The organism is Amycolatopsis sp. NPDC104819, assembly GCF_055583145.1.
On record NZ_JBVJON010000001.1, the window covers coordinates 377530 to 401869 of the forward strand.

At 70.7% G+C, this 24340-nt stretch carries 24 protein-coding genes; 15 read left to right on the plus strand and 9 right to left on the minus strand.

The genetic code is table 11. The annotated features are described in order from the left end of the window. On the minus strand, positions 1 to 837 hold the full coding sequence (locus tag ACZ63E_RS01820) for a helix-turn-helix domain-containing protein (protein ID WP_465333517.1): 837 nt from the start codon (positions 835 to 837) through the stop codon (positions 1 to 3). A gap of 93 nt (positions 838 to 930) precedes the next feature. Beyond that, a complete protein-coding gene (locus ACZ63E_RS01825) occupies positions 931 to 1464 on the minus strand; it encodes a YbhB/YbcL family Raf kinase inhibitor-like protein (protein WP_465333519.1) in 534 nt (177 codons plus the stop codon). 172 nt (positions 1465 to 1636) lie between these two features. Here ACZ63E_RS01825 and ACZ63E_RS01830 point away from each other — a divergent pair, with 172 nt between their 5' ends. The 6 genes from ACZ63E_RS01830 to ACZ63E_RS01855 all read left to right on the plus strand — a co-directional run bounded on the left by ACZ63E_RS01830 (position 1637) and on the right by ACZ63E_RS01855 (position 7063). Next, positions 1637 to 2407 carry a DUF4097 family beta strand repeat-containing protein gene (locus ACZ63E_RS01830; protein ID WP_465306871.1) on the plus strand — a complete coding sequence of 257 codons (771 nt, stop codon included), beginning with the start codon at positions 1637 to 1639 and terminating at the stop codon, positions 2405 to 2407. A 30-nt stretch (positions 2408 to 2437) separates the two neighbouring features. After that, complete coding sequence (locus ACZ63E_RS01835) at positions 2438 to 2611, plus strand: hypothetical protein (protein ID WP_465306873.1); 174 nt, start codon at positions 2438 to 2440, stop codon at positions 2609 to 2611. 227 nt (positions 2612 to 2838) lie between these two features. Further along, complete coding sequence (gene dnaK, locus ACZ63E_RS01840; RefSeq protein WP_465333521.1) at positions 2839 to 4713, plus strand: molecular chaperone DnaK; 1875 nt, start codon at positions 2839 to 2841, stop codon at positions 4711 to 4713. After that, positions 4710 to 5417, plus strand: a complete 708-nt coding sequence (gene grpE / locus ACZ63E_RS01845; protein WP_465333523.1) for a nucleotide exchange factor GrpE — start codon at positions 4710 to 4712, stop codon at positions 5415 to 5417. The genes dnaK and grpE overlap by 4 nt, the downstream gene beginning before the upstream one ends. Before the next feature lie 36 nt (positions 5418 to 5453). Beyond that, positions 5454 to 6632: a molecular chaperone DnaJ gene (gene dnaJ, locus ACZ63E_RS01850; protein WP_465333525.1), complete on the plus strand. Its 1179-nt coding sequence runs from the start codon at positions 5454 to 5456 to the stop codon at positions 6630 to 6632. Between the two features lie 5 nt (positions 6633 to 6637). After that, a complete protein-coding gene (locus ACZ63E_RS01855) occupies positions 6638 to 7063 on the plus strand; it encodes a heat shock protein transcriptional repressor HspR (protein WP_465306881.1) in 426 nt (141 codons plus the stop codon). A 255-nt stretch (positions 7064 to 7318) separates the two neighbouring features. Here the strand turns inward: ACZ63E_RS01855 and ACZ63E_RS01860 are convergent, their stop codons facing one another. The 5 genes from ACZ63E_RS01860 to ACZ63E_RS01880 all read right to left on the minus strand — a co-directional run bounded on the left by ACZ63E_RS01860 (position 7319) and on the right by ACZ63E_RS01880 (position 12124). Next, complete coding sequence (locus tag ACZ63E_RS01860) at positions 7319 to 7858, minus strand: DUF305 domain-containing protein (protein WP_465333526.1); 540 nt, start codon at positions 7856 to 7858, stop codon at positions 7319 to 7321. Continuing rightward, a complete protein-coding gene (locus tag ACZ63E_RS01865) occupies positions 7855 to 8610 on the minus strand; it encodes a lytic polysaccharide monooxygenase (protein WP_465306886.1) in 756 nt (251 codons plus the stop codon). The genes ACZ63E_RS01860 and ACZ63E_RS01865 overlap by 4 nt, the downstream gene beginning before the upstream one ends. Positions 8611 to 8755: 145 nt before the next feature. After that, positions 8756 to 9472: a dienelactone hydrolase family protein gene (locus tag ACZ63E_RS01870; protein WP_465333528.1), complete on the minus strand. Its 717-nt coding sequence runs from the start codon at positions 9470 to 9472 to the stop codon at positions 8756 to 8758. 18 nt (positions 9473 to 9490) lie between these two features. Beyond that, positions 9491 to 10594, minus strand: coding sequence for a globin domain-containing protein (locus ACZ63E_RS01875; protein ID WP_465334347.1), 1104 nt, complete (start codon positions 10592 to 10594; stop codon positions 9491 to 9493). Between the two features lie 354 nt (positions 10595 to 10948). Next, on the minus strand, positions 10949 to 12124 hold the full coding sequence (locus ACZ63E_RS01880; RefSeq protein WP_465333530.1) for a globin domain-containing protein: 1176 nt from the start codon (positions 12122 to 12124) through the stop codon (positions 10949 to 10951). Between the two features lie 317 nt (positions 12125 to 12441). Between ACZ63E_RS01880 and ACZ63E_RS01885 the strand changes: the two genes are divergently transcribed. From ACZ63E_RS01885 to clpB, 3 genes are all read left to right on the plus strand, one after another. Next, a complete protein-coding gene (locus ACZ63E_RS01885) occupies positions 12442 to 12924 on the plus strand; it encodes a MarR family winged helix-turn-helix transcriptional regulator (protein ID WP_465333532.1) in 483 nt (160 codons plus the stop codon). A gap of 99 nt (positions 12925 to 13023) precedes the next feature. After that, entirely contained in the window at positions 13024 to 14211 is a 1188-nt protein-coding gene (locus tag ACZ63E_RS01890; RefSeq protein ID WP_465333534.1) for an MFS transporter, read from the plus strand. A 95-nt stretch (positions 14212 to 14306) separates the two neighbouring features. Then, complete coding sequence (gene clpB, locus ACZ63E_RS01895; protein WP_465333536.1) at positions 14307 to 16901, plus strand: ATP-dependent chaperone ClpB; 2595 nt, start codon at positions 14307 to 14309, stop codon at positions 16899 to 16901. A gap of 3 nt (positions 16902 to 16904) precedes the next feature. Here clpB and ACZ63E_RS01900 read toward each other — a convergent pair whose 3' ends face one another. Continuing rightward, a complete protein-coding gene (locus ACZ63E_RS01900) occupies positions 16905 to 17585 on the minus strand; it encodes an SDR family oxidoreductase (protein WP_465333538.1) in 681 nt (226 codons plus the stop codon). 57 nt (positions 17586 to 17642) lie between these two features. On the opposite strand from ACZ63E_RS01900, the gene ACZ63E_RS01905 reads away from it, so the two are divergent. Both ACZ63E_RS01905 and ACZ63E_RS01910 read left to right on the plus strand, forming a co-directional pair. Continuing rightward, positions 17643 to 18077, plus strand: coding sequence for a MarR family winged helix-turn-helix transcriptional regulator (locus tag ACZ63E_RS01905; protein ID WP_465333539.1), 435 nt, complete (start codon positions 17643 to 17645; stop codon positions 18075 to 18077). Positions 18078 to 18178: 101 nt separating this feature from the next. After that, positions 18179 to 18940, plus strand: coding sequence for a hypothetical protein (locus tag ACZ63E_RS01910; RefSeq protein ID WP_465306902.1), 762 nt, complete (start codon positions 18179 to 18181; stop codon positions 18938 to 18940). Here the strand turns inward: ACZ63E_RS01910 and ACZ63E_RS01915 are convergent. Then, positions 18937 to 19524, minus strand: coding sequence for a hypothetical protein (locus ACZ63E_RS01915; protein WP_465333540.1), 588 nt, complete (start codon positions 19522 to 19524; stop codon positions 18937 to 18939). The genes ACZ63E_RS01910 and ACZ63E_RS01915 overlap by 4 nt on opposite strands. A gap of 71 nt (positions 19525 to 19595) precedes the next feature. On the opposite strand from ACZ63E_RS01915, the gene ACZ63E_RS01920 reads away from it, so the two are divergent. The 4 genes from ACZ63E_RS01920 to pyrE all read left to right on the plus strand — a co-directional run bounded on the left by ACZ63E_RS01920 (position 19596) and on the right by pyrE (position 24202). Next, the gene (locus tag ACZ63E_RS01920) at positions 19596 to 20354 is read left to right on the plus strand and encodes an SDR family NAD(P)-dependent oxidoreductase (protein WP_465333542.1); all 759 of its coding nucleotides are present in this window, start codon (positions 19596 to 19598) and stop codon (positions 20352 to 20354) included. A gap of 75 nt (positions 20355 to 20429) precedes the next feature. Continuing rightward, the gene (locus tag ACZ63E_RS01925) at positions 20430 to 21164 is read left to right on the plus strand and encodes an ABC transporter ATP-binding protein (protein WP_465306908.1); all 735 of its coding nucleotides are present in this window, start codon (positions 20430 to 20432) and stop codon (positions 21162 to 21164) included. Next, positions 21164 to 23611, plus strand: a complete 2448-nt coding sequence (locus ACZ63E_RS01930; RefSeq protein ID WP_465334349.1) for an ABC transporter permease — start codon at positions 21164 to 21166, stop codon at positions 23609 to 23611. The genes ACZ63E_RS01925 and ACZ63E_RS01930 overlap by 1 nt, the downstream gene beginning before the upstream one ends. A gap of 27 nt (positions 23612 to 23638) precedes the next feature. Beyond that, positions 23639 to 24202: an orotate phosphoribosyltransferase gene (gene pyrE, locus ACZ63E_RS01935; protein WP_465306910.1), complete on the plus strand. Its 564-nt coding sequence runs from the start codon at positions 23639 to 23641 to the stop codon at positions 24200 to 24202. The last annotated feature ends 138 nt before the right edge of the window (positions 24203 to 24340 follow it).

Here is a 24340-nt window from a genome sequence, read left to right on the forward strand (position 1 = left end):
TCAGGCCTCCACTTCGGCGATCACCTCCCGGAGGAGCTGCGCGGAGTCGGGCTCGCTCAGCGCGAGGGAGGTCATGGACTCGGCGGCGGCGCGGTAGGCCGCCACCTGATCGTCATCGTAGAGGTAGGCGCTGCCGTGGTACTGCTCGATGAAGACGATCGACGGCAGCGCCGGGAACTCGAGAACGGTGAAGGAGCCCCACACCCCGGGGTGGGCGTGGTCGGTGGCCGGGACGATCCGGAGGCTGATGTTGGGGCGGTCCATCGAGGCGAGGAGGCGGTGGAGCTGCTCGGCCATGACCGCCGGGCCGCCGAAACCGCGCCGCAGCGCGGTTTCGGCGAGGAGGGCCGCGTACGGGAGCGGATCGCGGCCGTGGAGCCGCTCCTGGCGGGCGAGCTTGACCTCGGTCAGGTGCTGGACCTCGGCCCTGGTGCGCTGGGGAAGGGTGGCGACCGCGCGGATGTAGTCCTCGGTCTGGAGGAGGCCGGGCACGAGGATCGGCTGCCACGTGAACAGCGCGGTCGCCGTGCGCTCGTACTCGGCGTAGGCGGCGACTTCGGGGCCCACCTTGGGTTCGAGCCAGTTGGGCTCGCGGGCGTTCTCCGCCAGCTCGAGCAGCCGCGTCCGCTCCTCGACACTGACCTGCATCCGCCCGAGCAGGAGCGCGACCTCCTCGACCTTGGGCACCCGCAGGCCGAGCTCCCAGTTGGACAGGTCGCCCGGGCGGACGTCCGCGCCGCGGGCCAGTTCGCGCAGGCCGATGCCGCGCGCCTGGCGCGCCTTCCTCAGCCCGAACCCCAGTGCTCGCGACCGGGGTGTCGCTATCGGTGGTGACATGACCGCAGTGTGTCATCGGCCACCGACAAAAAAGTGCCCGGCACTGTCGCCGATCCGCGACAGTGCCGGGCCCTGAAACCTGACCCGGGAAACCTAACCCTTGTTCTCGTACACCGGCGTGATCACCGCGCGCGCCAGCGTGTGGCCGAACATGTTGAAGCCCAGGAATGCCGGGGTCGCTTCACCATCGACCTCGAGCTTGTCGACGTCGAGCGCGTGCACCGCGAAGTAGTACCGGTGCGGGCCGTGGCCGGGCGGGGGCGCCGCGCCGAGGAACTGCTTGACGCCGCCGTCGCCCTTCAACGTCACCGCTCCGTCGGGGAGGCCGGAGCCGTCGCCCGCGCCCGAAGCCAGCTCCGTCACCGACGCCGGGACGTTGAACACCGCCCAGTGCCAGAAGCCGCTGCCGGTGGGGGCGTCCGGGTCGTAACACGTGATGGCGAAGCTCTTGGTCTCCGCGGGGAAGCCTTCCCAAGCCAGGTGTGGCGAGCGGTCTTCGCCGCCGGCGCCGAAGATGCCGGACAAGTGGGGCGTGGCCAGGGTTTCGCCGTCGGCGACGTCGGTGCTCCGGACGGTGAACGACGGCACGTCGGGCAGGGATTCGTACGGGCCGGGTGCGTGCGGCATGGATCCTCCTGATCATGGAACTGGAGTCTTGCGCCAGGTTAGGCCCCTCCGTCCACCCCCGCGTGTCAGGGACGGATCTCAGGGTCTTTCGGGGGGTTACCCCCATGTGCCGGCCATCCCGTCGCCAATACCGTTTTCGCAGCAGAGGAAACAACTGAGGGGACCAACGACCATGGCGCGCCCGCTTCTTGCCGTAGGTGGCATCGTCCTGATCGGCGTCGGCCTGGCGACCGCGTTCGGCTGGGGCTGGGGATCGGACTTCGAGAACACCAAGACGCTTTCGGAGTCGATCCGCAGCGTGAAGCTGGAAGGCGACTCGGGCTCGGTGAAGATCCGCGCGGGGTCGGGGCCCGCGACGGTCCACCAAGAGGTGAACTACCACTGGCGCGGCAACCCCGGTGACACCTTCTACCGCGTCGAGGGCGACCAGCTCGTGCTCACCGACTGCGGGACGAACTGCTCGGTCGACTTCGAGGTCGTCGTGCCGGCGAACATCCCCGTCACCGGGAAGGTCGACTCCGGCGGCCTCGACATCGCCGGGATGGCGAGCGTGGACGTCCAGGCCGACTCCGGGCACGCCCGGGTCGAGGACGTGCCCGGCCTGGTGAAGCTGCGGCTCGACAGCGGGGGCATCGACCTGCGGAACGTCGGGGAGGTCCAGCTGCACGCCGACTCCGGCAGCATCAGCGGCACCGACGTGCGCGGCCCGGTCGACGTGACGTCGTCGAGCGGGAGCGTCGAGTTCACCCTCGCCGAGCCGAACAACGTCAAGGTGAAGGCCGACAGCGGCAGCGTCGAGGTCGCCGTGCCGGGCGGGCCCTATCGCGTCCTCGGGGACAGCGACAGCGGGCACCGCGAGATCGACGTCCCGACCGACGGCTCCGCGCCGCACACCCTGGACCTCACGACCGACAGCGGCAGCGTGACCGTCCGCGCCGCCTGACCTTCTCTCACCACTGGAGCTTCCTTCACCATGGGCAAGATCGAACGGCGGGTCCTGGCCGCCGCACTGGCCGGCGCCATCACGATGTTCGGGGTCGTCGGCTTCCTTCGCAGCGAACCGGAACGTCCCGCTCCCGCGCAGGGCGTTCCGGTCAGCGTCACGTCCCCGCACCTGGCGAAACTGGCCGTCGTGCACGTCCGGTGAAACCCCGTGAGCGGGGTCACACCCGTTCGGGGCGAGTTCGGGCGCCGAGGCCGGGAACAAGAACCCGGAGCCGGTCGTTAGGCTGGACGTAGAGGTTGAGCGCAGTCGACTCAAGTCCAGCTTGACGCGACACGCGAAGGCCCGATAGAACTTGCCAAGGCCCCGCTCAAGGCAGGGGCGAACGTGCAGGTCACGAACGAAGCAGGCTTACACAGGAGGAAAGCACCATGGCGCGAGCGGTCGGCATCGACCTCGGCACGACCAACTCGGTCGTCGCCGTCCTTGAGGGCGGCGAGCCGACGGTCATCGCCAACTCTGAAGGGTCCCGGACCACCCCCTCGATCGTCGCCTTCGCCAAGAACGGCGAAGTGCTGACGGGCCAGCCGGCCAAGAACCAGGCCGTGACGAACGTCGACCGGACGATCCGGTCCGTGAAGCGGCACATCGGCACCGACTGGAAGACCGAGATCGACGGGAAGAACTACACGTCGCAGGAGATCAGCGCGCGAGTGCTGATGAAGCTGAAGCGCGACGCCGAGGCGTACCTGGGCGAGACGATCACCGACGCGGTGATCACCGTCCCGGCGTACTTCGAGGACGCGCAGCGGCAGGCCACCAAGGAAGCCGGCCAGATCGCCGGCCTGAACGTGCTCCGCATCGTCAACGAGCCGACCGCCGCCGCGCTGGCGTACGGCCTGGACAAGGGCGAGAAGGAACAGACCATCCTGGTCTTCGACCTCGGTGGCGGCACGTTCGACGTCTCGCTGCTGGAGATCGGCGAGGGCGTCGTCGAGGTCCGCGCGACCTCGGGTGACAACCACCTCGGTGGCGACGACTGGGACGAGCGCATCGTCAAGTGGCTGGTCGACAAGTTCAAGGCCACGAACGGCATCGACCTGACCAAGGACAAGATGGCGCTGCAGCGCATCCGCGAGGCGGCGGAGAAGGCGAAGATCGAGCTGTCCAGCTCGAACTCGGCCGGCATCAACCTGCCCTACATCACGGTCGACGCCGACAAGAACCCGCTGTTCCTCGACGAGCAGCTCTCGCGCGCCGAGTTCCAGAAGATCACCTCGGACCTGCTCGAGCGCACCCGGAACCCGTTCAACAACGTGATCCGCGACGCGAACATCGCCGTCGGCGACATCGACCACGTCGTGCTCGTCGGTGGTTCCACCCGCATGCCGGCCGTGTCCGAGCTGGTCAAGGAGCTGACCGGCGGCCGCGAGCCGAACAAGGGCGTGAACCCGGACGAGGTCGTCGCGGTCGGCGCGGCGCTGCAGGCCGGTGTGCTGAAGGGCGAGGTCAAGGACGTCCTGCTGCTGGACGTCACGCCGCTGTCGCTGGGCATCGAGACCAAGGGTGGCGTGTTCACCAAGCTCATCGAGCGCAACACCACGATCCCGACCAAGCGCTCGGAGATCTTCTCCACCGCGGACGACAACCAGCCGTCGGTGCAGATCCAGGTGTTCCAGGGTGAGCGTGAGATCGCGGCGCACAACAAGAAGCTCGGCATGTTCGAGCTGACCGGTCTCCCGCCCGCCCCGCGTGGCGTGCCGCAGATCGAGGTCACCTTCGACATCGACGCGAACGGCATCGTGCACGTCCTGGCCAAGGACCTCGGCACGAACAAGGAGCAGTCGATGACGATCACCGGTGGCTCCGCGCTGCCGAAGGACGACATCGAGCGGATGGTCAAGGACGCCGAGGCGCACGCCGAGGAAGACAAGACCCGCCGCGAAGAGGCCGAGACGCGCAACCAGGCCGAGACGCTGGTCTACCAGACCGAGAAGTTCCTCAAGGACAACGACGACAAGCTGCCCGAGGACCTCAAGGGCAAGGTCAAGTCCGCGATCGACGAGTCGAACGAGGCGCTCAAGGGCACCGACTCGGCGAAGATCCGCGAGTCGATCGAGAAGCTGAACACCGCTTCGCAGGAGCTGGGCACCGCCCTGTACGCCAACGCGAACGCCGACGCCGCCGCGGGTGCGGCCGGTGCTTCGGGCGCGGCCGGTGGCGACGCCGGTGCGGCCGGCGCGACGGGTGCCAAGGCCGATGACGTGGTGGACGCCGAGATCGTCGAAGAGGACGAAAAGAAGTGACCCACAGCTACGACGAATCCGAGAACCAGGGCCGCGGCCCCGAGGAGCCGGTGGTCGTGCGGGACCGGCGCCGGGTGGACCCCCAGACCGGGCAGGTCCGCCCGCCCGGTCCGGCCCACGCCGCGCCGGACCCCGACGAGGAGCCCGTGGAGCACGCGGGCCCCTCGCTGGGCGAGTCCATTGTGGACGACTCGGTCGCGGTGGTCTCCGGCGTGGAGAAGGAGCTGGCCGAGCGCACCGCCGACCTCCAGCGCCTGCAGGCCGAGTACGCCAACTACCGCAAGCGCGTCGAGCGTGACCGCGAGGCGGTCGTCCTCGGCGCGAAGGCGACGGTGGTGAACGACCTGCTGCCGCTGCTCGACGACCTCGAGCGGGCCGAGCAGCACGGTGACCTCACCGGGGCGTTCAAGGCCGTCGGCGACAAGCTGATCAGCGGGCTGCAGCGCGCGGGGCTCGAGTCGTTCGGCGCCGAGGGCGAGGCCTTCGACCCGAGCGTGCACGAAGCCGTGCAGCACAACACCTCGCCGGACGTGGCGGGCCCGACGGTCACCGTGGTCATGCGCCGCGGGTACCGCTTCGGGGACCGCGTGCTGCGGGCGGCGCTGGTCGGCGTGACCGACCACGAGCCCGGCGCGGCCCCGGTGGACCCGTCCGTCGGTGGCGAGCTGCCACTCGACGGGCGCCTCGATGACCAGCAGCAGTAAGCAGTATCCGGTTCCAGTGGGAGGAGGAGACGCCCGATGAGTGCGCGGGAATGGATCGGCAAGGACTTCTACCGTGAACTGGGCGTCTCCTCCGACGCCACAGCCGACGAGATCAAGAAGGCCTACCGGAAGCTGGCCAAGGAGAACCACCCGGACGCGAACGCCGGCAACGCGGAGGCGGAGCAGAAGTTCAAGGCCGTCTCCGAGGCGTACGGCGTGCTGTCCGACACGGCCAAGCGCAAGGAGTACGACGAGGCGCGGCGGCTGTTCGGCGGCGGCGGGGGCGGGGGCGGGTTCAACTTCCCCGGTGGCGGCGGCACCGGCAGCTTCGATGTCGGGGACATCTTCGGCCAGGCCGGCGCCGGCCAGCAGGGCGGTTTCGGCGGGCTCGGCGACATCCTCGGCGGGCTGTTCGGCCGCGGCCGGACGACGGCGGGCGCGACGGCGAACCGGCCCCAGCGCGGGGCCGACGTCGAAACGGACGTCCGGATCGACTTCACCGAGGCGGTCAAGGGCGCGACCCTGCCGCTGCGGCTGTCGAGCCCGGCGACCTGTTCGACGTGCGGCGGCAACGGCGCGAAGCCGGGCACCTCGCCGCGGACCTGTCCGACCTGTTCCGGGTCGGGGCTGGTCAGCCGCAGCCAGGGCGCGTTCGCGTTCTCGGAGCCGTGCCGCGACTGCCGTGGCCGCGGGCAGATCATCGACGACCCGTGCCCCGAGTGCGGCGGCGAAGGTGTCAGCACGCGGACCCGCACGCTGACCGTCCGGATCCCGTCGGGCGTCGACGACGACCAGCGGATCCGGCTGGCCGGCCAGGGCGAGCCGGGCCGGGGTGGCGCGCAGGCGGGCGACCTCTACGTCCGGGTGCACGTGGCTCCGCACGCGCTGTTCGGGCGCAAGGGGCTCGACCTGACGATCTCCGTGCCGGTGGACTTCACCGAGCTCACGCTCGGCACCACGATCACGGTGCCGACCCTCGAAGGCAAGGTCTCGCTCAAGGTGCCGCCGGGCACCGCGAGCGGGCGGGTGCTGCGCGTGCGCGGCAAGGGCATCGCCAAGCGTGACGGCGCGCAGGGTGACCTGCTCGTCACCCTCACCGCGGCGATTCCCGCCAAACTGGACGACAAGGCGCGCGAAGCTCTGCAGGCGTACGCCGAGGCGATGGCCGGGCACGACCCCCGGCCCGAGATCACTGAGCTGCTCGAAGGCAGGTGAGTGGGATGTTCGGCGGGATTCCCCAGGAGGGGGACGAAGAGACCCCGGTGTTCGTCATCTCGGTGGCGGCCCAGCTGGCGGGGATGCACGCGCAGACGTTGCGCACCTACGACCGGCAGGGCCTGGTGTCACCGGGCCGCACGTCCGGTGGCGGGCGGCGCTACTCGATGCGGGACATCGCGCTGCTGCGCGAAGTCCAGCGCCTGTCGCAGGAAGACGGCGTCAACCTGGCCGGCATCAAGCGCATCATCGAGCTGGAGAACCAGGTCGACGCGCTGCGGGCCCGCCTGCAGGAGCTGACCGAAGAACTGGCGGCGGCGTACGCGGCTGGGGAACAGGCCGCGGCGGCGGCGCACGCGTCCTACCGCCGGGACCTGGTTCCGCTGAACCCGCAGACCGCGATGGTGGTCTGGCGGCCGAAGCGCCGCTGACGTCCTGAGCACGCAAAGCCCTCCCCGGGTCTCCCAGGGGCCCGGCAAAGTCGGGGCGACGTGACCGGCGGGCCGCTGCGATGTCGTGAATGACTCATTCACCTCGTCAGAGGTCATGAATGAGTCATTCACGACCTTCCCGGGCCGCTACCGCAACGTCCGGTGTGGTGTACCTGGCCGTCCGCGCTGCGAGCTGACCGGCGAATCCGACTTCGCCGGAACCCTCCCCGGGTCTCCGGGGAGGGTTTTCGCGTTTCAGGCCTTGAAATTCAGCAGTTGCTGGACCTCGGCGGTCCGCGACTCGATGACGCGGCGGGCCAGGTCCCGGGCGTCGGCGTTGATCCCGCCGGCGGTGCCGTTCTCGGTCTGGGCCAGCTCGACCGCGCCCTGCTGCTGGCCGGTCAGCACGTCCAGGTACTTACGCGTGAAGTCCGTGTCGTTCGTGGACTTCAACGTGCCGACGAGGTCGGGCGCGGTCATCTTCATGCCGCCGTGGCCGGCGTGGACGTGCGGGTTCATGTCCATGCTTTCGGGCCGGTTCCAGGTGCGCAGCCAGCTCTTCATGTTGTCGACTTCGGTCTGCTGCGTCACCTCGATCGCCGCCGACAGCTCCTTCACCGGCGCCGGGAGCGGGCGCTGCTTCGCCAGCCGGACGATGTCGATGCCCTGCTGGTTCTGGGTGATCAGCATCTGCAGGAACATCACGTCGGCGTCGTTGAACTTCGCCGGGGTCCACGTCGCGCCGCTGCCGCAACCGGCCAGCAGCAGCGCGACGACGACCAGGACCAGCCTCACTGACGCTGCCAGAGGGCCGGGGTGCTCGGCGGCTCCCAGCCCGCGATCGCCGTGTGCGGCTGGAGGCAGCGGTAGCTCACGCCGTTGTACGTCACGACGTCACCGGCCTTGTACGCCGTGCCGGCCTTCCACGTTCCGCTCGACGGCGGGGTCGTCGTCGGGGGCGGGGTCGTGGTGGGCGGCGGGGTCGTGGTCGGGGGCGGCGTGGTGGTGGGCGGCGGGGTGCCGCCGCCACCGACCTGCAGGTCGATGCAGCTGTAGAAGGCGTTGGCCGTGTCGGAGATGTTCCAGATCGCCAGCACCTTCACCCGGCCGGAATACCCGGACAGGTTCACGGTGTGCTGCACAGTCGCGGGCGGCTGCTGGCCGTTGCCGTTGAACGACGCGACGAGCGTGTTGCCGACGTAGTACTCGTAGCTCTTCGTGGCGTGCCGGGCGGTGAACACCCAGTTGAACGTCACCGAAGAACCGACCGACTTGGCCGGCCACGGCTTCGACTCGTCGGCCAGCTCGGCGAACTGCGCCAGGCCGGCGTTGCAGCTGCGCAGGCCCTTGGGACCTTCGACGCTCTGCGGTTCGTAGACGATCTGCCCGCAGTTCGGCACCTTCCCGGCCGCGCAGTTGGCCTGGCGGCTGGGCGGGTCGGAGACGTACCCGTGGGCACTCGCGGAGGTGGCGGGGAGGACGACGACCAGCACCGGCGCGAGGATCGCACCGGCGGCGGCCGCGAAGAGCTTTCGCTTCAGGGTCATTTCGGCTCCTCGTGGGGGAACGGCGGTGTTCCGGAGGGAGGACGAACGAGCACGTCCGGGGAAGACGTGGTCTAGACCATAAGATGATTCGGGCACAACGGTCAATCAACTACCGCCATCCGGCGACTTCGGTAGCCCGCTCGGCTCAGTGCGAAGGTCGGGCCGGTTGCTGCAGGTGTTCGCCGAAGAAAGACGTCACTCGGCGCCATGCGTCCTCGGCTGCCTCGTGGTGGTAGGTGAATCCGACGACCTTGAGCAGCAGGTTCAGCGGCGGCTTGACCTCGAGCTTGTTGGCGAACCCGTGGCTGGCGCCGTCGTACTCCTTGACGTCGTGCGGGATCTCCCGCTCGGTCAGCGCGGTCTCCAGCTTGGCCGCGGCGCCGCGCAGCGAGAAGTCCTTCTTGCCGAAGCTGGCGACGATCGGGCAGGCGTCGTCGAGCACCGAGAGGTTCTTCGGGAGCTGCCCGTAGTACGGCGCCGACGCCTCGAAGCCGCGCGACGCCGCGACGAGCGCGAAGCCGCCGCCCATGCAGAACCCGGCGATGCCGATCCGGCCCGAAGAGTCCGGGCGCGCGGCCAGGAGCGCGCGCGACGCCTCGATGTCGTCGAACGTCCGGCCCTGGTTCGCGAACATGTCCGAGAACACCCGGCGCACGCACCGGCGGAAGCCGCCCCGCGCGTACAGATCCGGGCTGAGCGCCAGGTACCCCTCGCCGGCGAAGCGGTCGGTGATGTTCTTCGTGTCCTGGCTCAGCCCGAACGCGTCGTGGATGAGCACCACGCCCGGGTGCGGGCCCTCACCACCGGGCTCCGCCAGGTAACCGCGGATGGTGCCGTCCGAAACCGGAATAGTCGTCTCCATATAGCGACGATAGCGCGTTCAGTCCAAGGTGAACGGGTCGTAGGAGATGCGCTCGAGGTCGATCCCGGCGGTCAGCAGCTTCGCGATCGTCGCCTGGATCATCGGCGGTGACCCCGACACGAGGACGTCGTGGTTCTTCCACTTCCCGCGCTGGGTCACCGCGTGCGCGAGCGTGCCGCGGTCACCGCCGGTCACCGCGCCCTCCTCGGTGACCGGGGTGACGGTCAGCCACTTCGACACCGCGGAGATGCGCCGCAGGTCGTCCAGCGCGTAGAGGTCTTCCGGTCTTCGGCCGCCGAAGAAGAGGTGCACCGGCGGGTTCCGCTTCCAGTGCGCCAGGTCGTCGAGGATCGACACGAACGGGGTGACGCCGGTGCCGCCGGCGATCATCAGGAGCCGCCGCCGGGTGGTCGTCGGCCGGACGAAGAGGTTGCCCATCGCCGGGCCGAGGCGCCAGACGTCACCCGGTTTGGTGTGGTTGACGATGCTGCCGCTGACCCAGCCGCCGGGCACCGTGCGGATGTGGAAGCTCATCTGACCGTCGCCGCGCGGGGCGCCCGCCGGCGAGAGGTACCGCCACATGCGGGGGCGCTGCGGCACCTCGACGCTCACGTAGCTGCCGGCGCGGTACGGGAGCAGGCCCTCGGTCTGCACGCGCACCAGTGCGACGTCGCGGTTGAGCTTGCGGTGCTCCAGGACGGTGGCCGCCCACGCCGCCGGCCCGGTCTCCGCCTGGGCGGCCTCGCGCATGGTCTTGGCGATGATCCCGTACGCCGTGGTCCACGCGGACTCGACCTCCGGGGTCCACTTCTCCTTGAGGAACCGCTTGAGGGCGGCCAGCAGCGCGATCCCGACGGCGTCGTAGTGCCGGGCGACCACGGCGAACTTGCGGTGGTCGCGGCCCAGCTGGCCGAGGAAGGTGACCAGCTCGTCGGGCCGGTCGACCATCTGCACCACGTACACGATCGCGCGCAGCAGCCTGCTCCGCTGCGTCGTCATGGTGACCGGGAAAAGATCGCGGCAATCGGGGGCGACCACGAACAACGCGCCGTAGAAGTACTGCGCCAGTTCGTCGGCTTTCGGCTCGACCGCCGCAAAGCTTTCGCGGATCAACCGGGCCAGCTCGCGGCCTTCGACGGCCGAAACGGGAACGGCTTCGGGCGGTTCGAAGACCTTTACGGATTCAGCACTCATCGGGAACGGTGATCTCCAGTCGTGCCAAGGATTTTCCACGTATGCCTGCGGCGTCGCTGTCGCTGTGCCGCCCCCGAGGGTTCCCGACTGTAGGCGCATTCCCGTGCAGATGCGCGTGATTCCGCGCGTTCCCGCTCGAACGGAGCAATTTCACCACGCGCGGTAAACCTCGCCTGGCGCAGCGTAAAAACGATCACCCGAACGGATTCCGTGGACGCGGTAACAATTCCCGGAGTTCGGCCGACTCTTTCCCGGTACGAGTGTCGGACGCGATTTTCCGAACTAGTCGATGGTGAACGGGTCGTACTGGATCTGGTCCAGCGCGCTGCCCGCCACGAGCATGCGCGACACCGTCGCGCGGATCATCGCCGGGGAGCCGGCCACCAGGATGTCGTGGTCCGGCCAGGAACCGTAGCGGGTGACCGCCTCGGCCAGCGTGCCCTGCTCGAACCCGGGGACCTCACCGCCGCGCTCGACCACCGGCGTGATGTTCAGCCAGGGGTTGACCGAGGCGAGCGCGCGCAGTTCTTCGAGGTCGTAGAGGTCCTCGCGGGACGGCCCGCCGTAGAACAGCCGCACCTTCGGGTTCTCGCCCCACAGCGCGAGGTGGTCGAGGATCGACCGCAGCGGGGCGACGCCGGTGCCGCCGGCGACCATCAGCACACCCCGGGAGGACTCCCGGTCGACCGTCAGCCGGCCCAGCGGCGGGCCGAGCCGCCAGACGTCACCGGGCTGGGTGTGGCTGACGATGGCGCGGGAGACCCAGCCGCCGTCGATCGCGCGGACGTGGAACTCGATGCCGCCGTCCTCGCGCGGCGCGTTGGCCGGTGAGAGGTAGCGCCACAGCCGGGGCCGCTGCGGGACTTCGATGCTCATGTACTGGCCGGGGTGGTAGGGCACCGGCTGGTCAGGCAGCAGCCGGACCAGGGCGAGGTCCCAGGTCAGCCGCCGGTGCTCGACCACGGTGGCCTGCCACGACGGCGGGTTCGTGTCGGAGGCGGCGGCGTCCTGCATGGCCCGCGCGGCGATGGTGAACGCCTCGGCCCACGCGCGCTCGACCTCGGGCGTCCACGCCCGGCCGAGGTGGTTCTTCAGCGACGCGAGCAGCGCGGTCCCGACGGCCTCGTAGTGGCGCGGGACGACGCCGAACTTACGGTGGTCGCGCCCCAGCTGCCGCAGGAACGGCGCGAGGTCGTCGGGCCGGTCGACCATCTGCACGATGTGCACGAGCGCGCGCACGAGCCGGCCGCGCTGGATCTCCATGTTGATCGGGAAGAAGTCGCGCGTCGTCGGCGCCAGGGTGAACAGCATCCCGTAGAAGAACTGGGAGACCTCCGCGATGTACGGCTCGGCCTGCGCCCAGCTGTCACGGATGAGCTGGACCATCGCGGTGACGGCCGCGGGTGCTTCACGCGGGCTCGACGACCGCGGGAACGGGCTGACGGAATCGGCGGTCATGTTCCGGTGTTCGCTGGTCGGGGACGGCTGAGCGGGGGCACCCGGTCATTCACCGCCGGCCCGGGCGCGGCGGACGCACTTCCGCTCAACGCCGCCTCCTGGGTCCATCGCCACTGCTTCCACCTCGTCACTCGCCACGCGTCGCGCGCGGCTCGTCCGCAGGGTATCCGCCGGGCGGCCCTTTGCCCGCATTGTTGCTCCGACCGGGTGTATCACCACTACGGACGGCGTGGGGGACCTCACCGGAGGCGTTCCTTGCCCGCGCAAGGAATGGACAATAAACTTGTATTGCACAAGTAATGGCGGAGGAGGGTCCGATGGGCTTCGACGACACCGACGACGTCCGGGTCGAGCTCATGCGCGAGCTGAAGACCGCGTCCCAGCTCCAGCACGCCTGGATCATGCAGGCCTGGCAGGACCAGCCGGGGCTGCACCCGGCGGCCGCGATGCTGCTGTCCGACCTGGCGAAGAACGGCGAGGCGCGGCCGTCCGAGCTGGCGAAACGCCGGTTCGTCGACCTCTCGGTGGTCAGCAGGCAGATCACCCAGCTCTCCGCCGCCGGGCTGGTCGACCGCCGTCCCGCGCCCGAGGACGGCCGGGCGTCGCTGGTGAGCGTGTCCGAGAAGGGCCGGGCCGAGCTCGCCCGCTGGCGCGCCAACTACCTCGAGTTCATGGAGAAGGCGCTCGGTGACTGGGACGACGAGCGTGTCACCGACCTCATCGGCCGGCTCGCCGAGATGAACGCCGACCTCCGTCGCGCCCTCGGCAGCGCCGCGTGTCTCGCTGACGCGACCAAGTGACCTCCGGTGAACCAGTCACACCCGGAGTGGCATTTTGCACTCCGGAAATTGTCCGTTCGGGCCTGACTCGGGGGTGCGCCCCAGGGTTACCTTCGGTGGGTGGCGCGTAGCCGGGTCGCACTGCTGTGCGCGTTGGGGGTCGACAACTTCGGCTCGGGTCTTTTCCTCCCGTTGGCCTTGGTCTACGTGACGCAGGTCGTCGGGGTGCCGCTCGCCGTGGCGGGCACCGCCGTCACGCTCGGCACCGTCGTCGGGCTCGTCGTGCCGCCGCTGGCCGGCCGGCTCGTGGACCGCGTCGGGCCGCGCGCGGTGGTGATCGGCGCCCAGCTGCTGCAGGCCGCGGGGGCGGGCGCGTACCTCGTCGCCGACAGCGTGGGCCTGGTGGTCGCCGCCGCCGTGCTGCTCGCCTCCGGGCAGCAGCTGTTCTACAGCTCGTTGTTCGTGCTCATCGCCGACGTCGCGGGTGACGTCCCGAAGGATCGGCCGTTCGCCGAGGCGGGGATGGTGCGGGCCGGCTGCTTCGGCCTCGGCGGGCTCGTCGCGGGCGCGCTGCTGACCTGGCTCGACGCGGCCGGGTACCGGATCGCGCTCCTGATGGACGTCGTGACGTTCCTCGTCGCCGCCCTGGTCCTCGCCGTGTCCGTCCGGCTCGCGCGGCCGCACGAGCCGCAGCGCGAACGGTCCGTCAAGGTGCTGCGCGACCGGCCGTACCTCGCCCTGATCCTCTTCAGCGCCCTGTTCGGCCTCTCCCTCGAGTTCTTCCTGATCGGCACGCCGGTGTTCGTGCTCGACCGGATGCACGGCCCGGCCTGGCTGCCCGGCGCGATCCTCGCCCTGCTGACCGTGGTGACCAGCCTCGGCGGCACGCTCGCGCTCCGGCTCACGGCGAAGCTGACGCGGATCGCCGCGATGCGGGCGGGCTCGGCGTTGTTCGCCGCGTGGTGCCTGGTCAGCCTGGGGGTGCTGCTCGTGCCGGACGGCTGGCGCGTCGCCTACCTGCTGGTGACGACGCTGGTGTTCGCCGCGGGTGACCTCGTGTTCGGGCCGCGGTCGGGCGCGCTGGCCGAGGCCGCGGCACCTCCGGTCGCCCGCGGGCGTTATCTGGCTGCGTACCAGTACGCGTTCACGGTGGCGCAGGTGCTCGCGCCCGCCGTGGTCGCGTTGTTTTCGGTGGCCGACTGGTTACCCTGGGTGCTGGTCGGGGCGTGTGCCGGCCTCGCCGTGGCCGGGCTCGGGATGCTCGGCACCCGGTTGCCGGCCGACGCTGTCGCACCCGGTCAGAGTTGAGCGGAACAGACTCAAGTTTTCGTGCGTTAAGGATAGTGTCAGGTCTCGGTCAGGCCTGTCACCAGGACTTTTGAGTTTCGAGCATGAGGTGAGGGATGGACGCTTTCAACCCGACCACGAAGACCCAGCAGGCGATCTCGTCCGCGGCGCAGGCGGCCACCATGGCCGGCAACCCGCACGTGTCGGCCGCCCACCTGCTGGGCGCCCTGCTGGCGCAGGGTGAGGGGCTGACCGCACCGCTGCTGACCGCGGTCGGGGCCGACCCGGGGGTGGTGCACAAGGAGCTCGAGCCGATCATCGCGGCGCTGCCGTCGGCGACCGGCGCGACCGTGTCGAGCCCGCAGTTCGACACCTTCGCCGTCAAGTCGCTGACGCACGCGCAGAAGCTGGCGACCGAGCTGGGCGACGAGTACGTCTCGACCGAGCACCTGCTCGTCGGGCTCGCGACCGAGGGCGGCCAGGTCGCCGACCTGCTCAAGCGCCACGGCGCGACGCCGGACGCGCTGCAGGAGGCGTTCGTCAAGGTCCGCGGCTCCGCCCGGATCACCAGCGAGGACCCGGAGAGCACGTTCAAGGCGCTCGAGAAGTACGGCGTCGACCTCACCGCGCGCGCCCGCAACGGCGAGCTCGACCCGGTCATCGGGCGGGACACCGAGATCCGCCGCGTGGTGCAGGTGCTGTCGCGGCGCACGAAGAACAACCCGGTCCTGATCGGCGAGCCCGGCGTCGGCAAGACGGCGATCGTCGAAGGGCTGGCCCAGCGGATCGTCGCCGGGGACGTGCCCGAGTCGCTGCGCGGCAAGCGCGTCGTCGCCCTCGACCTGGGGTCGATGGTGGCCGGCGCGAAGTTCCGCGGCGAGTTCGAAGAGCGGCTCAAGGCCGTGCTCAAGGAGATCACCGACTCCGCGGGCGAGGTCGTCACCTTCATCGACGAGCTGCACACGATCGTCGGCGCCGGCGCGACCGGCGAGGGCGCGATGGACGCCGGCAACATGATCAAGCCGATGCTCGCCCGCGGTGAGCTGCGGATGGTCGGCGCGACTACGCTCGACGAGTACCGCCAGCACATCGAGAAGGACGCCGCTCTGGAGCGGCGCTTCCAGCAGGTGCTGGTCGGCGAGCCGTCGCCCGAAGACACCATCGCGATCCTGCGCGGGCTGAAGGAGCGTTACGAGGTCCACCACGGTGTCCGGATCACGGACGCCGCGCTGGTCGCCGCCGCGACGCTGTCCGACCGCTACATCACCGCGCGCTTCCTGCCGGACAAGGCCATCGACCTGGTCGACGAGGCCGCGTCCAAGCTGCGCATGGAGATCGACTCGCGGCCGGTGGAGATCGACGAAGTCGAGCGCGCCGTCCGGCGGCTCGAGATCGAGGAGATGGCGCTCGCCAAGGAGAGCGACGCGGCTTCGAAGGATCGGCTGTCCGCGTTGCGCGCCGAGCTGGCCGAGAAGCGCGAGACGCTGACCGCGTTGACCGCGCGCTGGCAGAACGAGAAGGGCTCCATCGAGAAGGTCCGCGAGCTGAAGGAAGAGCTCGAGCAGCTGCGTGGCGAGTCCGAACGCGCCGAGCGCGACGGTGACCTGGGCAAGGCCGCCGAGCTGCGCTACGGCCGGATCCCGGCGCTGGAGAAGGAGTTCGAAGCGGCCACCGCGGCGAACGAGGCCAGCCAGCAGAACGTCATGCTGAAGGAAGAGGTGGGCGCGGACGACGTCGCCGACGTCGTGAGCGCGTGGACCGGCATCCCGGCCGGCCGGCTGCTCGAAGGCGAGACCGGCAAGCTGCTCCGGATGGAGGAGGAGCTGGGCCGCCGGGTCATCGGGCAGGCCGAGGCCGTGCAGGTCGTGTCCGACGCGGTGCGCCGCGCCCGGGCCGGCGTCGCCGACCCCGACCGGCCGACCGGCTCGTTCCTGTTCCTCGGCCCGACCGGCGTCGGCAAGACCGAGCTGGCCAAGGCGCTGGCGGAGTTCCTGTTCGACGACGAGCGGGCGATCCAGCGGATCGACATGAGCGAGTACGCCGAGAAGCACTCGGTGGCGCGCCTGGTCGGCGCCCCGCCGGGCTACGTCGGGTACGACCAGGGCGGGCAGCTGACCGAGGCCGTCCGGCGCCGGCCGTACTCGGTGGTGCTGCTCGACGAGGTCGAGAAGGCCCACCCGGACGTCTTCGACGTGCTGCTGCAGGTCCTCGACGACGGGCGGCTGACCGACGGCCAGGGCCGGACGGTGGACTTCCGGAACACCATCCTGATCCTGACGTCCAACCTCGGCTCGCAGGCCATCGCTGACCCGTCGCTCGACGAGCGGCAGCGGCGGGACGCGGTGCTGCAGGTGGTCCAGCGGCAGTTCAAGCCGGAGTTCCTCAACCGGCTCGACGACATCGTGGTGTTCCACGCGCTCGGCACCGAGCAGCTGACGTCCATTGTGGACATCCAGGTGGCGCGCCTGGCGGCCCGGCTGGCCCAGCGGCGCCTGAGCCTCGACGTCACCGAAGGCGCCCGCGAGTGGCTCGCGCTCAACGGTTTCGACCCGATCTACGGCGCCCGCCCGCTCCGGCGGCTGGTCCAGTCGGCGATCGGCGACAAGCTGGCCAAGGAGCTGCTGTCCGGCGAAATTCGCGACGGCGACACGGTCCGGGTCGACATCCCGGACCTGGAAGCGGGCGACGCGTTGACGGTCACCCGCGTCTGAGATTCACCAGGCCAACCGGCGCTCGTCTTCGCAGACGGCGCCGGTTGGCCCGTTTTCGTCCACAGTGGCCAGCCGGATGGCCACTTCGGCGCCTTCGTCGGGGGTGCGGGTGCCGCGGAAGCCGTTGAAGTCCGTGGCGACGTGACCGGGGGCGGCGCCGTTCACCTTGATCTTCGTGTCCGCGAGCTCGCGCGCGTAGTGGACGGTCAGCGCGTTGAGCGCGGTCTTCGAGGACGAGTAAGGCATGGACGGCTGACCCGCCCAGGCGCCTTCTTCGCCGAGGGAGCCGCGTTTGCTGGTCACGTTCACGATCCGGCCCGCGGGTGAGCGCCGCAGCAGTGGCAGGAACGCGTTGGTCACGCGGACGACCGCGAACACGTTGGTCTCGTAAACCCGGCGCAGCGTTTCCGCGGACTCTTCCGACGGCTTCCCGTAGCCGCCCGCGCTGATCCCCGCGTTGTTCACCAGCACGTCCAGTTCACCGATCTCCGCCACGGCGTTTTCGACGTCCTCGTCGGAAAGGACGTCGAGCCGGACGAAGCGCGCCCCGACCTCCTCGGCGGCGGCTTTCCCGCGCCGGTCGTCGCGCGCTCCCAAGTAGACGGTGAATCCCCGCCGGACGAGCCCGGCCGCGATCGCCTTGCCGATGCCCTTGTTGCCGCCCGTCACCAATGCTGTTGTCATGACAACAGCGTACGCCGAAGTTTGTTGTCATGACAACAGCGCCGTAGAGTGCAGCTCGTGGAGCGGCTGAGCAAGGACGACCAGGCGTTGTGGCACGCGTGGAAGCGCGCGGCCGAAACCGTGCGCGCGCGGGTCGTCGAAGACGTCGCCGCCGCGACCGGACTGTCCGATCCGGACTTCGGCGTGCTCACCCGCGTCGCCGAAGACGGGCGGGGGCGGCTGCGGCAGAACCTGCTCGCCGACTCCATGGGCTGGCATCGCAGCCGGTTGTCGCACCACCTGACCCGCATGGAGCAGCGGGGCCTGGTGACGCGGCGGGCCGTCGACGGCGGGGTCGAAGTGCTCATCACCGAGGCCGGCCGCGTGGAGGTCGCGCGGGCGCGGCCGGTGCACGCCGCCGCCGTGCGGGCCCACCTGGTCGAACCGCTGGGAAAAGCCGGCCGCGCCACGTTCCTCGCCGGTCTTGAAGCCCTGGCCGAATCGCGCGATTAGACGATTTGTCGACCCGGCAGCGGCTAAATGGTCCGAACGGGCCCGGCGACACGGGTACCGGCGATCATCTCTTCGGCGTAGCAGGCGATACCCTCACCGTCGTGGGTATTCCGGCGTGGATCTGGTTCGTCATCGCGGCCGTCGCCCTGGTGGCGGGCCTCGGGCTGCTCGCGGCCGACCGGGCGAAGGAGGGCTCGCGCAACCGCGAGCGAATGCGCTGGGCGCAGTTGCGCGGCTGGCAGTTCGTCGAAGAGGACGAACGGCTGCCGCAGCAGTGGTCCGGCGGCGCGATCGGCTACTTCGGCGCGGACGCCGCCGTCAACGTCGTCGCGGGGTCGACCTTCACCTCCGACGGCCGCCGCCCGGTGTTCATCTTCGACATCGAGTCCGAGGGGCAGATCCCCGCGGTCGTCGTCGCCGTGCGCTGCAACAAGAAGCACAAGATCCCGATCGAGATGTGGCTGTCCAGCGTGCCGTTCCAGCGCGCCGACATGCCCGAGATGCTCGGCCCGATCGGCTCGCGCTACGCCTTCGCGGACGACGCCGACGGCGCCCGCGTCGTGATCACCCAGGAGCTCGTCGACGCCGCGGACCAGCTCGGCGGCGACGTCGGCGTGGCGTGGCTGGAGAACGAGTGGGTGCTCGCCAGCGTCGTCCCGACCGCCGGGCCGTCGCGGCTCGAGCGCCTGCTGCGCGACCTCGGGGAGATCGCGGACATCGTCGACCCGTTCGACGAGGACTACGACGCCGGCCGCCACCAGGCGAGCGCGCCGATCCCGTCCACCGGGAGCACTCCGCCGACCCCGGCCGCGGGGATCCCGGCCCAGCAGCCCCCCGCGGAGCCGCCGGCGTCGCAGGACTAGAGCACCTGCTGGTCCAGCACGCTGACCGCCAGGGTGCCGCGCAGTGACGTCGTGCCGCCCTGGACGTGGACCACGTGGTCGACGCCGAGGTCGCCGCTGAACGAGCCTGATGTCGTCTTGACCAGGCCGGATGCCGGGCCGAGCTGGCCGCCCAGCTCGTGCTTCTGCTCGACGTCGAGGACGCCGGTGAAGCTGCCGTGCTGCTCGGACGTCGCGCCGATCGCGCCCAGCGTGCCGAGGTCGACGCCCTGGCCCGCCGACCGGTGCACGCTCACCCCGCCGGTGGTGACGTCGACCTGCTCCGCGTTTTCGGTGAGCACGTCGACGCCGTTCGGCAGCCACACTCCGGTGTGGCGGGTCTCGGCCGCTCCGGCTTGCGTGAGGCGCTGTTCGCCGGTGGTGATCGTGGTCAGCTCGCCCAGGCGCAGCTCGCGCCCGTCGTGGTGGCGGTAGTCGATCGGCAGGGTGCTCTCGGCCGGGGCGGCGAGCGCGGTGGCGGGGGCCGCGAAGAGCAGGGCCACGGGCGCCGCGCCGGCGGCGACCATGGGCAGGTAGCCGCTCTTGCGCCTGCTGTGCTTACCCATGATCGGGACGATAACCCGAGGCCGAAACGGCTGCACCCCGAGGCCCTGACCACTGGGTATCGTTCACTCACATGACCACCACCGCTGTGATCACGGGAGCCACCGCGGGCATCGGCGCGCAGTTCGCGCGCACGCTCGCCGCCGAGAAGTACGACCTGGTGCTCGTCGCCCGGGACACCGCGCGCCTGGAGGCGTATGCCGCTGAGCTGCGGGAAAAGCACGGCGTTGCCGTCGAGGTGCTGCCCGCCGACCTGTCCGAAGTGGACGGACGAACCGCCGTCGAAGAGCGGCTCGCCGCCGGTCCGGTCGACCTGCTGGTGAACAACGCCGGGTTCGGGCTGAACGGCGACTTCTGGACCATCCCGCCGGACGCGCTGCAGCGCCAGCTCGACGTCAACGTCACCGCCGTGCTGCGGCTGACCCGCGCGGTGCTGCCCGGCATGATCGAGCGCGGCCACGGCGAGATCATCCAGGTCAGCAGCGTCGCGGGCTTCTTCAGCGGCCGCGGTTCGACCTACACGGCCAGCAAGAACTGGGTCACGTCGTTCACCGAAGGCATCGCCGCGTCGCTGCCGAAGGGTGTCCGGATGATGGCGCTGTGCCCGGGTTTCACCGCGACCGAGTTCCACGAGCGCGCGGGCATCGGCAAGCCCGGCCCGAAAATCGCCTGGCTGGGTGTCGAACAGGTGGTCGGCGAAGCGCTCGCGGACCTGCGCCGCGGCAAGGTGATCTCGGTGCCGAGCCTGCAGTACAAGGCCGTCGTCGCGATCGGTGGCCTGCTGCCCCGCGCGGTGCTGCGCCGGATCAGCGGTGGCCGCGGCCGGACCTGAGTAGGGCTGTCCCTACCCCGAAGACGCGCGTGCGCACCAGGGTCATCGAAGGGCTGTCTCCCTAGCGTTCTCCGCATGACGAATGAGGCGGTTCGGCTCGAGGCCGTGCGCAAGGAGTACAACGGCGTGGTCGCGCTGGACGGGGTCTCGATCTCGTTCCCGCGCGGCGGGTTCACCGCGGTGATGGGCCCGTCCGGCTCGGGCAAGAGCACCTTCCTCCACTGCGCGGCCGGCCTCGACCGGCCGACGGCGGGCCGGGTCGTGCTCGACGGCCAGGACCTCGACGGCAAGAGCGAGACCTACCTGACGAAGCTGCGGCGCGACCGCGTCGGCTTCGTCTTCCAGGCGTTCAACCTGCTCCCGGCGCTGACGGTCGAGCAGAACGTCGTGCTGCCGCTGCAGCTGGCCGGGAAGCGCCCGGACAAGCGGCTCGTGGCGCGGATCCTCACGCACGTCGGGCTCGACGGCCGCCGCAAGCACCTGCCCGGGCAGCTCTCCGGCGGGCAGGCGCAGCGCGTCGCGATCGCGCGGGCCCTGGTCACCGACCCGGCCGTGCTCTTCGCCGACGAGCCGACCGGCGCGCTCGACACCCGTACCGCCGCCGACGTGCTCGGCCTGCTGCGCGACTCCGTCCGGTCGTCCGGCCAGACGGTGATCATGGTGACGCACGACCCGGTCGCCGCGTCCTACGCCGACGAGGTCGTGTTCCTGGCCGACGGCCGGATCGCCGGCCGCCTCGCCCGGCCGACCGCGGAAGCCGTCGCCGAGCGGATGACCCACCTCGGCGCCTGGGGGCGGGTGGCGGCGTGATGTTCTCCCTCGCGATGCGGACCCTGCGCCTGCGCAAGGGCGGGCTCCTGGCGACGTTCGTCGCCGTGTTCTTCGGCGCGCTGATCGTCTCGGCGTGCGGTGGCCTGATGGAGACGGGCATCCGGTCCGAGACGCCGGTGCAGCGGCTGGCCGCGGCGCCGATCGTCGTCGGCGGGCAGCAGACGCTGGCGCTGCCGGAGGACGACCCGGCCACCCTCGACCCCGAGGACAAGCACAAGGTCGAGAACGCGACCCTGCCCGAGCGCGTCCGGGTCGACGCGGCGCTGGCCGACCGCCTGCGCGCGGTCCCGGGCGTCACGAACGTCGTCGGGGAGGTCAGTTTCCCGGCGCAGATCGGCACGGCGAGCGCGCTCGGGCACGCGTGGGACTCCGCCGTGCTCACGCCGTACACGCTGAAGGGCGAAGCGCCGAAGCCGGGCGAAGTCGTCGTCGACGCCGGGCTCGGGATCGCCGTCGGGGGCACGCTGCCGGTCGCGGCGCACGGTGTGGTCGGCCAGTACCGCGTCTCGGGGATCGCCAAAGCGCCGCAAGTCATGCGGGACTCGGCGCTGTTCTTCGCGCCTTCCGACGCGGAAAGGCTTTCGGGACACCCGGGAACGTTCGACACCATCGGTGTCTTCGGGGGTGACGTCGCCGCGGTGACGTCGGCGGTCGGCGACGCCGGGGTCGTGACAACCGGCGCCGACCGCGGGGTCCTGGAGTTCCCCGAGGTGAACCAGAGCGGCGAAAACCTGATCGTCCTGGCCGCCGTCTCCGGTGGGCTGTCGGCGATGGTGATGGTTTTTGTCGTAGCGGGCACGCTCTCGCTGTCGACCCAGCAGCGTCAGCGTGAGCTCGCGCTGCTGCGGGCGATCGGCACGACCCCGCGCCAGCTGCGGCGGATGGTGCTCGGTGAGGCGCTGGTGGTCGGGCTGCTGGCGGTCGCGGCCGCGGTGGTGCTCGGCCCGGTGCTGGGGAACTGGCTGTTCGGCCGGCTCGCGGCCAACCACGTGGTTTCCGAGGTGCTGCGGTACGAGCAGGGCTGGCTGCCGGCGACGGTGGCCGCGGGCGCGTCGCTGCTGGCCACCGTGGCCGCGGCCTTCGTCGCCGGCCGCCGCGCCTCGAAGGTCCGCCCGACCGAGGCGCTCGCCGAGGCCGCCGTCGAGCGGCGCTGGCTGACGCCGATCCGGCTGGTCACCGCGGTCCTGTGCTTTGCCGGCGGGACGGCGCTGGCCATCGTCACGGTCGCCGTGATGACCGGCCCGGTCGCGGCCAGCACGGCCGGCCCGGCGGTGATGCTGTGGGCGTTCGGCCTCGCGGCGATCAGCCCCGGCGTCACGAAGGTGATGGCGATGCTGCTGCGCTGGCCGGTCCAGGCCTTCAGCGGTGTCACGGGCCGGGTCGCGCTGCTCAACACGCGCGTCGGCGCGGTCCGGACGGCCGGCGCGGTCACCCCGATCATGCTCGCGGTCGGCATCGCGACCGCCAACATCTACCTGCAGACCACGCAGGAAGCCGTCTCGAACGAGGCGTACACCGCGGACCTGCGCGCGGACGCCGTGGTGGCCGGCCCGGGCGGGCTCGACCCGTCGGTGCTGGGGCGCGTGCGCTCGGCGCCGGGTGTTGCGGGCGCTTCGGAGTACGTCACGAGCACGGTGTTCGTCGAAAAGCCGTACGACTCGAACAACGACCAGGACGGCTGGCCCGCGCTCGGTGTCAGCGAGCTGACCGGGACCGCCGTCGAGGTGCCGACGACGCTCGGCCGCCAGGTCGGCGACACCCTGTCGCTGCGGCTCGGCGACGGCGCGCCGGTGGACGTGCGGGTGTCCGCCGTCGTGAGCCAGCGGCCCGGGTTCGAACGGCTCGTGCTGCCCGCGTCGCTGCTGGCCCCGCACACGACAACCGGCCTCGCGCCGCAGCTGCTGGTCCGCGCCGCTCCCGGCGTCGACACGGCGACGCTGACTTCGCACCTTCGCGAGGCGACAGCGGGGTTGCCGGTGCAGGTCGGCGACCGCGACGACCTCATCGCGGCGCACGCCAAGGGCAACGAGATCGGCGCCTGGGTCAACTACCTGCTCGTCGGGATGATCATCGCGTACACGGTGATTTCGGTGGTGAACACGCTCGTGATGGCCACCGGCAAGCGACGCCGTGAGTTCGGCCTGCAGCGGCTGAGCGGGTTCACCCGCGGCCAGGTGCTGCGGATGGCCGGGGTCGAGGGCGGGCTGATCGCGACCATCGCGGTCCTGCTCGGCACGGCGACGGCGGCGGGCGCGATCGTGCCGTTCTGCCTGGTCGTGACCGGCACGGTGCTGCCGTCCGGGCCACTGGCGGTCTACCTGGTGGTGCTCGCGCTCGCCGTAACCCTCTCGCTGGTGGCGATCCTGGTCCCGGCCTGGGCGGCGACCCGCGGGCGTGCGGTCGACGCCACATCCATCGGGGAGTGACGACGGCCGTGTGTAAGACTCTCGGCCGTGGCGAACCCCGGGTTGGATCAAGCGGCGAAACTCGAACTGGCCAGGCTGGTCACCGATCTTTCCGTGGTGCACGGAAAAGTGACCCTGGCGTCCGGCAAGGAAGCCGACTACTACATCGACCTCCGGCGGGCGACGCTGCACCACGCGGCCGCGCCGCTGATCGGCAAGCTCCTGCGCCAGCTCACGGCGGACTGGGACTACGTGGCGGCCGGCGGCCTGACGCTCGGCGCCGACCCGGTGGCGCTGGCGATGCTGCACTCGGCGGCCACCGACGGGGTGGTGCTCGACGCGTTCGTGGTCCGGAAGTCCGTCAAGGAACACGGGATGCAGCGCCGCATCGAGGGCATGGAGGTCCGCGGGCAGCGGGTGCTGGCGGTGGAGGACACCTCCACGACCGGCGGCAGTGTGCTCGACGCCGTCGCGGCTCTGCGTGAAGCGGGCGCGAACGTGATCGGCGTGGTCACGGTCGTCGACCGCGACACCGGGGCGCGGGAGGCCATCGAGAAGGAAGGCCTCGAGTACCGCTACGTCCTCGGCAAGGACGACCTCGGCCTGGACTGACCCACGCTGTCGTGGGGGGGGGGGGGGGGTTTCCCCCCCCCCCCCCCCCCCCCCCCGCGGGGGGGGGGGGGGTTGTTGGGTGGTTGGGGTATGGTTTGCCTCTTCTCCCAAATCATGGCGGTGTCCTTTCTTTTCGCT